Source organism: Vibrio sp. 1288, from assembly GCF_033344475.1.
In genome coordinates this window covers 158959-167626 of sequence record NZ_JAWPOX010000008.1, presented here as the reverse complement: position 1 = coordinate 167626, position 8668 = coordinate 158959, and the positions used below count along the sequence as shown (strand labels likewise).

Annotated in this window: 8 protein-coding genes and 1 pseudogene; 5 read left to right on the top strand and 4 right to left on the bottom strand. The window is 43.6% G+C overall.

Going from position 1 to position 8668, the window contains the following annotated elements:
- From R8O11_RS08635 to R8O11_RS08620, 4 genes and pseudogenes are all read right to left on the bottom strand, one after another.
- Positions 1-291, bottom strand: a pseudogene (locus R8O11_RS08635) (helix-turn-helix transcriptional regulator); the annotation flags it as partial.
- Between the two features lie 240 nt (positions 292-531).
- On the bottom strand, positions 532-1200 hold the full coding sequence (locus R8O11_RS08630; protein WP_318194081.1) for a LuxR C-terminal-related transcriptional regulator: 669 nt from the start codon (positions 1198-1200) through the stop codon (positions 532-534).
- A gap of 246 nt (positions 1201-1446) precedes the next feature.
- Positions 1447-1647, bottom strand: a complete 201-nt coding sequence (locus R8O11_RS08625) for a restriction endonuclease subunit S (RefSeq protein ID WP_005375165.1) — start codon at positions 1645-1647, stop codon at positions 1447-1449.
- A gap of 56 nt (positions 1648-1703) precedes the next feature.
- The gene (locus tag R8O11_RS08620) at positions 1704-3620 is read right to left on the bottom strand and encodes a methyl-accepting chemotaxis protein (protein WP_017821859.1); all 1917 of its coding nucleotides are present in this window, start codon (positions 3618-3620) and stop codon (positions 1704-1706) included.
- A gap of 310 nt (positions 3621-3930) precedes the next feature.
- On the opposite strand from R8O11_RS08620, the gene R8O11_RS08615 reads away from it, so the two are divergent.
- From R8O11_RS08615 to R8O11_RS08595, 5 genes are all read left to right on the top strand, one after another.
- Positions 3931-4887, top strand: a complete 957-nt coding sequence (locus tag R8O11_RS08615) for an AAA family ATPase (protein WP_025768547.1) — start codon at positions 3931-3933, stop codon at positions 4885-4887.
- A gap of 13 nt (positions 4888-4900) precedes the next feature.
- Positions 4901-5827, top strand: coding sequence for a DUF58 domain-containing protein (locus R8O11_RS08610; protein WP_025768548.1), 927 nt, complete (start codon positions 4901-4903; stop codon positions 5825-5827).
- A gap of 37 nt (positions 5828-5864) precedes the next feature.
- Positions 5865-6341: a DUF4381 domain-containing protein gene (locus R8O11_RS08605; protein ID WP_047103940.1), complete on the top strand. Its 477-nt coding sequence runs from the start codon at positions 5865-5867 to the stop codon at positions 6339-6341.
- The gene (locus R8O11_RS08600; RefSeq protein ID WP_050550100.1) at positions 6334-7338 is read left to right on the top strand and encodes a vWA domain-containing protein; all 1005 of its coding nucleotides are present in this window, start codon (positions 6334-6336) and stop codon (positions 7336-7338) included. The genes R8O11_RS08605 and R8O11_RS08600 overlap by 8 nt, the downstream gene beginning before the upstream one ends.
- A partial coding sequence (locus R8O11_RS08595) for a VWA domain-containing protein (protein ID WP_318194080.1) occupies positions 7331-8668 on the top strand: 1338 nt, incomplete at its 3' end. The genes R8O11_RS08600 and R8O11_RS08595, both read left to right, overlap by 8 nt.

Here is an 8668-nt window from a genome sequence, read left to right as displayed (position 1 = left end):
ACTGTGACTGAAGCATAGGAGTTCCCTCCAATCGTTGCCTACTTTAAGTATAACAACAGTTAAAGGGAACATAGCCTTTAAATAAACTAAAGTTTCGGAAGGAATCTCAACTGAAAAATCAACAAGCAAAAAGTAGCGTTCCGGAATGAGTTCATGATAGCTAGGGTTTTTAGTATCAATGATCGTTATTTTAGTTTCTGTATTTTTAGAAAGCATTTCCTTAAAGTTTTCACTCTGTAAACTTTGTTGAGTGAGCATTAGGATTTCAGGCTTTTCCATATACTGTTCCATAATGTTTCTCATACTTTCAGTGACTTAACATTCTTAAATTAGTAGTTAATCGTCAGCACTTAGTTTGATATGTAAGTGCTAGTTCACAGAGTAAAGTTATTTGCTACTTTTTTAAATTCTAAAGTTATTAAAAAGAGAATCAAAAAAAGTGTTTCTCATAAAAGAAACACTTTTAACACATTCAGGTCACAGAAATTATTAAGAGTTTACTAAATTAGGCAACCTAATATTGCAATAGCATTACACCGTTAACGAGTTGTCTGAAATATTTTCCTTTGCCCAAATAAGTGCTTGAACTCTATTTTTCACATCAATCTTCTTGAAAATATTATGTAAATGCGTTTTTACCGTATTCTCGCTGACAAATAATTGTTCGGCGATTTGTTGATTGGACGCCCCCATGGAAAGAAAGGTAATTATTTGTTGCTCTCGTTTGGTCAGAATAGCGGAAACATTCTTATTTATAGGTTTGCAATGTCGACGAAGGTAAGTAATGTACTGCTGAGAAAACTTACGGCTGAACCACATATCTCCTTGAAGCACCTTACCAATACCAACTTGCAACGTTTTTATATCATCAGAGGTATAGAAAATACCGACCAAAGTACGCCAAGCAAAGAGATCTTCTGTCGATATGGATTGCTCACAATTAATTAAGATTTCAAGCGTGTCTTTCTGCTTGGCGGCTTTAAACTCCGCATAACGGCGAAAAATTTCATCCGTGATCACGCTGCAATCAACAATAATGGCTGATGCAAGAGATTCATGTAACACTCCGTGAATCAGATTATCTGGCGTGATTAGAGCAACACTAATACCGAGTTTGGTCTCCAATACATCTTTCAACAGAGATGACTGTAGACTTCCCTCCGTGATTAAAATAACGTTTCTTTTTTTTTGCTGCTCCATCCTGATCGCATTCCCTTGGTCGTTTTTATTGAAATACGCAATAGATTTAGATAGAGCGGTAGTATTGTCAAGTATGAAAATCACTAGTACTAATTAATAACTCATTGAAGTGTCAATAATTTTTAAGTGGCAAGTATGTGAGAGGTATTAGCATTTTTCACACATTAAAAAAGGGAGTATAAACTCCCTTTTTGTGTTTGAGCAGGTGATTTAATCACGCACGTTAGAGGCAAAACACCACCTAACTTAGTGGATTGGAACTGCGTTTTTTTGGTTAAACTTACCAAAGTGTTGTTCTAACACTTCTGGCGTCAGCTTACCTTCCGCTTCCAGCTTTTTCAGCTCAGCGACGATCGCTTTTTGCTCTTCTAGCGACGGCAGTTTTACTTCTGGCTCCTGAGCGGTTTCTTGAGAAATTTGCTCTAGTTCTTTTTCGAAGTCATTCATAGTACTTACCTAAAATTAATGATTGAACTTTTAAACTTCGCCTATTCTATCCAACTCTATAACTTGAAGCTACCAACCATCTTGTCTAAACGAGAAGAGAGCGCTTGAAGATCGCGACTTGCATCCGCCAACTCTTCTGCTGTCGCGGTTGTCATTTCATTTATCGCGTTGATTTCTTCGATATTTTGATTAATGGTATGCACCACCGTGGATTGCTCTTCCGTCGCCGTTGCAACTTGTGTATTACGATCAGAGATGTCGGTGATTCGTTCAGAAATACTGATTAATACCTCGACTGCTTCATCGGTAGAAGTAACCCCTTCTATGGTGACCGCTTTGCCCGCTTCCATAGCACTTACCGCGTCTTGTGCGTCACTTTGAAGCTGATTGATCATGCGCTGAATCTCTTCTGTAGAATCAGCCGTGCGTGAAGCTAGGTTTCTTACCTCATCAGCAACAACCGCAAAACCACGTCCCTGCTCACCAGCACGAGCAGCCTCAATTGCAGCGTTTAGCGCAAGTAAATTCGTTTGCTCAGAGATGTCACGAATTACACCCAGAATCGAGCCAATATCTTTGGTTGTCGACGCCAACTGCGTAACAACAATATTGGTTGTTTCAACATCATCGGCTAGGCGGCTGATCACCTCTTTTGCTTTCATCACAACTTCTCGACCAGTTTGAGTGTTATCTGAAGCCTGATTTGCCGTATCAGCAGCGGTAGCAGCGTTCGATGCAATTTCACTGATGGTCGCACCCATTTGGTTGATAGCTGCAACTACTTGAATGGTTTGATCACGCTGCTCTTGGCTGTTGTCGTGTGTGGATGTTGCTTTCGTTGACACACTTTCTGCCGCTTGACTTAATGAGCCACTGGTTAGAGCAACCTCTTTCATCGTGGCATGAATCTTCTCAATAAATCCATTAAAGCCTTTTGAAAGCTGAGCAATTTCATCATTACCCTTAATTTCAATACGCTGCGCCAAATCGCCTTCACCTTGCCCAAGGTCGGTAAAACGATCGGCAATCAGTCGGATTGGTTTCGTAATGCTGTTTGCTAACCATACGCCCATGAGGATGAATACAACGGCAACAATGATGGTCGTAAACAGCATTTTTTTAGCTGTCGCATTCAGGTCTGCGAATACTTCATCAACGGGAACCACGCCAATAACAAACCAGTTCATTGAAGGAACATACAAACTAGAAACAAAAGTATCCTGCCCTTCAAACTCCACATTAATTAGGTTGAAGCTATTTTTGTTCAACAGCGCACTTGCGTCACTACCAAATAGTTTAGTGATAGAAGTTTGGTTCTTACCTTGTTGGCGGTGTATTTGAATCTGGCCTTGTTCATTAGTGAGGAACACGTAACCCGTATCTTCAATTTTAAACCCATTGAGCAAAGCAACCATGTCTCCCATAGATTTAGAGAGACCTGACATTGATGTACCATTAAGATCTTGGAAATTGGCAAACATTTTCACTTCGCCATTTGCCTCTTGGAACACACTCACGGACGTTTCTTGACCAGACGACGTAAATCCAAAGAACCAAGCATCTTGCGTTCGGTTAAGTTGACGTAAGAATCCGTTTTGATTCCAGTAATATGCCGTTTGACGATTCGCTACCGACGCATCATTAAGACCATACTGTGATTTAACGTTATTGAGCTGCTGAACCAACTGAACTTCTACTGACGGATCACGGTCTGTATTAGATAGGGCTTCAACAATAAATTCGTTTGTAGCCAGCTGTTTTGCCGCTTGTTGCATTTCGACAACTTCGCGGTCAATTTCGGTATTGATTTGCTGCAACATCGCAGGTAGCTCGATGTCAATAAGACGATGGCTCAATACATCTCTCGCATGACGCTGAGCCATAACACCAACAATGATTGTTGATGCTAGAACAGCAAACGTAATGCCAAGTACAACCTTCTGTTTGATGCTCAAGGAATGAAGTTTCAACATATTCGGACCTTTTAAAAGAATCACTTGTTATTGGCCCCACAAGGGGAATCAGGTGCATATCTCATGACACGCACACCACGGAATCTTTATCGGCTCATATGTACAAAACTAGAGGCATTTCTCATTATATTATGAAAAATAAATGTAACACACTGTCAAATAAGCACTTTCAGAGATAGCACGTACTTGCAATTCTCTGTAGCGTCCCAATATTGAAAAGATAAATTGCAATAGAGCGTTGGAACTTTTTTCACATGGAAAATGACCAATACTCAACACGAAAATCACATGGATACCGAGAGTCCAAAGCATGCATAAATCTAACTTCGAAACTCTTCAGCAATACTTAGAGTCGCAGATCATCGGACAGCAAGATCTGGTAAAGCAACTGCTTGTTGCGCTTCTTGCGGATGGGCATATTTTAGTTGAAGGCCCTCCTGGGTTAGCAAAAACCCGTGCAGTAAAATCACTCTCAGACTGTGTTGAAGGCGACTTCCACCGCATTCAGTTCACCCCTGATTTGCTGCCAGCCGATTTAACCGGCACCGATATCTTCCGTCCCGAAACCGGAGAATTCACTTTCCAATCAGGTCCTATCTTCAACTCGCTTATTCTTGCGGATGAGATAAACCGTGCGCCAGCCAAAGTACAAGCGGCAATGCTTGAAGCAATGGCAGAGAAACAAGTCACAGCAGGTCGTCATACCTACCCGCTGCCAGAGTTGTTTTTGGTTATGGCAACTCAAAACCCGATAGAGCAAGAAGGGACCTACCCCCTTCCTGAAGCGCAGCTAGACCGCTTTTTATTGCATTTAGAAGTGGAATACCCAGATGCGGAGCATGAGCTATCTATCTTGCGTATTAACCGCGGAGAAGCAAAAGGCGAAGCAAAGGTTGAACGCCCAATGTTAAGCCAACAAGATATATTCACCGCACGTAAAGAAGTGTTGGATATTCATATGGCGGAAACGATAGAGCAGTACATCGTCCGTTTAGTTATGGCGACACGTCAAGCCAACGAATATGACACTGAGTTGGACAAGTGGTTGTCAATGGGTGTGAGTCCGCGTGCCACCATCGCTCTTGATCGCTGTGCACGTGCGCACGCTTGGCTTGCTGGTCGTGATTTTGTCTCTCCGGAAGATGTTCAAACCATGGCTTATCCGGTACTGCGCCACCGTTTATTGTTGAGTTACCACGCTCAAGCGGAAGGCATTACGGCAAACCAGGTCATCGATAAACTGCTAAACCTTGTTGGCAGTGCATAAACAGGTGAGTGATATGTCCGCTACACATTCATTACCACCTCATGCGAATGGGGTGACATTAACCCTTGAAGAGCTGCTCCAATATCGCACTCAATCTGTACGTTGGTTACCACCAGCACAGAGTCTCTGGTCGCAGATGAGTGGTAACCATACCAGTCGCCAAAAAGGGCGAGGTATGGATTTTATGGAGGTGCGCCAATATCAACCTGGCGACGATATTCGCAGCATTGATTGGCGAGTCACCGCTAGGACCGGTAAAGCACATACAAAATTGTTTGCAGAAGATAAAGAGCAAGCGGTCATTCTTTATCTTGATCTAAGTTCTAGTCTACATTTTGGATCTAAGTATGTACTCAAATCCGTTCAATTGGCCCACTTTGCCAGTGTTCTAATTTGGCTAACTCTAGCTAAAAAAGATCGCATCGGCGCAGTGATTGATGACGGACATCAATGTCTTGAATTTCGCCCCTCTTCTTTACAAAGACAAGGGCTGCGGATTCTTAACGCCATAGTCGACATACATAATGCGCAAGTAACTCGTACTGCAAGCAACGACACTCGTACACTGCCTTATACACAAGTATTGGAGACACTTCATACGCTCACCCCAAAAGGCAGCGAATTGATTATGCTCAGTGACTTTGCCCACGTAACACCAACGGAACTGGCACAACTACGTCGACTCAAACAACACAATAGCGTAAGGGCCGTTCAGTTTTATGATCCGTTAGAAAGAGGCGAAACAGACTTTAGAGGTCAAGTGAAAGCTTCGGATGGGCTGCATAGTCAATGGTTTAACTTTGGCTCTAAAGGACAACGAAGAGAACTCGAAAGCCACTTTACCCAACATCAAGAAACCATTAAGCAGCAGTGCCATTCGATAGCAATTCCATTTAACACGCTATCAAGTGGCTGGCCCTTAATTTCACAATTAAGCTAACAAACTGACAAGCAGTATTTATTAAGCAGTAATAATAATGACAACAAACAACCAAAGCCTAGACCTTGAACCTTTGATTTTGCCAAACGCTCCGGATTGGTTTCCGCTCGCTTGGGGATGGTGGGTGGTGCTTGCAGCCACCTTGCTCTTCGTTTTCGGCATTTGTCTTTATGTGAGATGGCGTAAAAAACACTTACGCGCAAAAAAGACAGCATTAACACTTTTAACTCAACCTACCACGCCTCATACCCCCTCTTCTGCTCTGGAAATATTGCGCCAGGCAGCATTGAGTTACTTTCCGCGTGAAGAGATCGCACCATTAACCGGAATCGCTTGGTATAAATTTCTCGATAGCCATACCAAAGAAAGTCGATTCGTAGACAAACAACATCAGTGGCAAGAAGCGTTGTATCAGAATTCTTCCCAAGGGCAGCATCAAAGCTTGGTAGACGATTGTGTCTTTTGGATAACCTACGCTTTGCCACCAAAGAAAAAGGCAAATAACCGTGACTGAGCAAACACTCATAACCGATCTTGCCCAATGGCTAAACATTGAATTTGTCTGGTGGTGGGCACTGTTTTTGTTGCCCATCCCATGGCTGGTATACAAGTTCCTGCCACAAGAATCTCAACAAGCCGAGATCAAATTGGCGTACTTACCAACCAATGAGAATCGCAGCAAGCCTAAGCAAGCGCTGCAAAAAGCACTTTCAATCGCGATCTGGGGCCTTCTTGTCGTCGCGTGTGCGCGTCCAGTTTGGTTTGGCGATCCCGTTGAATTCCAACCCAAATATCGGGACTTGATGTTAGTCGTCGATCTGTCCGGTTCGATGCAGCAGGAAGACATGGAACTCAACGGCGAATATATCGATCGCCTCACAGCAGTCAAAAAAGTTCTGTCTGATTTCGTAGCAAAGAGAAAAGGTGACCGTCTCGGAGTTGTTTTGTTTGGCGACCATGCTTATTTGCAAACACCACTCACTGCAGACCGAAAAAGCGTCATGCAACAGATTAATCAAACCGTCATCGGTTTGGTTGGTCAACGAACCGCCATTGGTGATGGTATTGGTTTAGGCACAAAAACCTTTGTAGACAGTGATGCTCCCCAACGAGTCATGATTTTGCTCAGTGACGGCAGCAATACTGCAGGGGTGCTCGAGCCGCTAGAAGCAGCGGAAATTGCGAAAAAATACAACGCCACTATTTACACCGTGGGCGTGGGCGCTGGTGAAATGATGGTGAAAGAGTTTTTCATGACTCGCAAAGTCAACACCGCAGCCGACTTAGATGAACAAACACTGACTAAAGTGGCAGAGGTGACAGGTGGACAATATTTTCGAGCGCGAGATACGGAAGAGCTCGAAAAGATTTATGACACAATCAACCAGCTAGAACCCGTATCTAGCGACACACAAACTTGGCGCCCACAGTCTGAATGGTTTCCATATCCATTAAGCGCTGCATTTGTATTATCGGTATTGTTATTCCTATTAAGGAGAAAACATGGCTGAGTTTATTTTCCTCAATCCTTATTGGCTTTTGGGGCTCATCGTGATCCCTATAGCACTCTTGCTTAATCACAAATTTAGAGCCCAAAAGTCCACACTGATTGCCCCTCACCTATCGCGGATGCTCGGACAAAACACGCAGTCTAAGCATTACTTCACTCTATGGGGTTTAGCTTGGGCAATAACTTGCATTTCATTAGCGGGGCCAAGCTGGCAGTCCAATGCTCGACCAAGCTTTGAGTTAAACCAAAACCGTATCTTGGTACTTGATATGTCTCGCTCTATGTTTGCTACAGACATCAAACCCAATCGGCTAGCACAAACACGTTATAAGGCGCTCGATTTGCTGCCAAAATGGAAAGAGGGAGCCACTGGACTTATTGCTTACGCTGGCGATGCCTATAACTTAAGTCCACTGACAACTGATTCCAGTACGCTTGCGGGCATTATCGAAAATTTGTCACCAGAGCTGATGCCTTTTCAAGGAGCAAACCTGCCTGCCGCGATTGAACTTGCGATCAACCAGTTTTCTCAAGCCGGCACGCAACAAGGCGATATCATCGTGTTAGCGGATGATCTTGATACGTCAGAGCTGTCTCGCGCGTTAGATTTAGTCCAAGGTACAAAGTTTCGCATTTCTGTTCTTGCCGTCGGGACTCCTAACGGTGCACCTATCGCGCTGCCCGACGGCTCTCTGCTAAAAACGGCACAAGGCACAACCGTCGTAGCGAAAAAAAATCTGAAAAATCTACAAACGCTAGCGAATAAGACTGGTGGCCTATTTGTTCCTATTCAACACACCAACCGTGACGTTGAAAACATCGCGGCCTTTACCAATAACATTGGTAGCCAGCTTTCTGCGACCCAAAGCGAAGAAGTTAAAACTGATTCTCGTCTCAACAGTGGCTTTTGGTTACTGCCGTTGTTACTTCTTCCTGCGGCTTTACTGTTTCGACGCGGCCTGATTTGGATGGTAGTTGCGACTGTAGTCCCAGTAACGTGGACACCGCATGCAGAAGCTAATCCGTTCTTAAATGCCGACCAACAAGGAGCGGAACTCTACAAGCAAGGTGAGTATGAACAGGCGCAAAACCTATTTACAAACCCAAGCTGGAAAGGAGCCGCCAGTTATCAAAAAGGTGACTACGAAGCCGCTATCGAAGCATTTTCTCATGATGCCTCCCTTAACGGCCGCTATAACCTCGCCAACTCGCTCGCTCAAAATGGTCAATTAGAAGATGCGGCTGATTTGTATAAAAAACTGCTAGAGGAAAAGCCTAACTTTGAAGCCGCGAAGAAAAACCTATCGGTTGTAGAAGAAAAGCTAAAACAG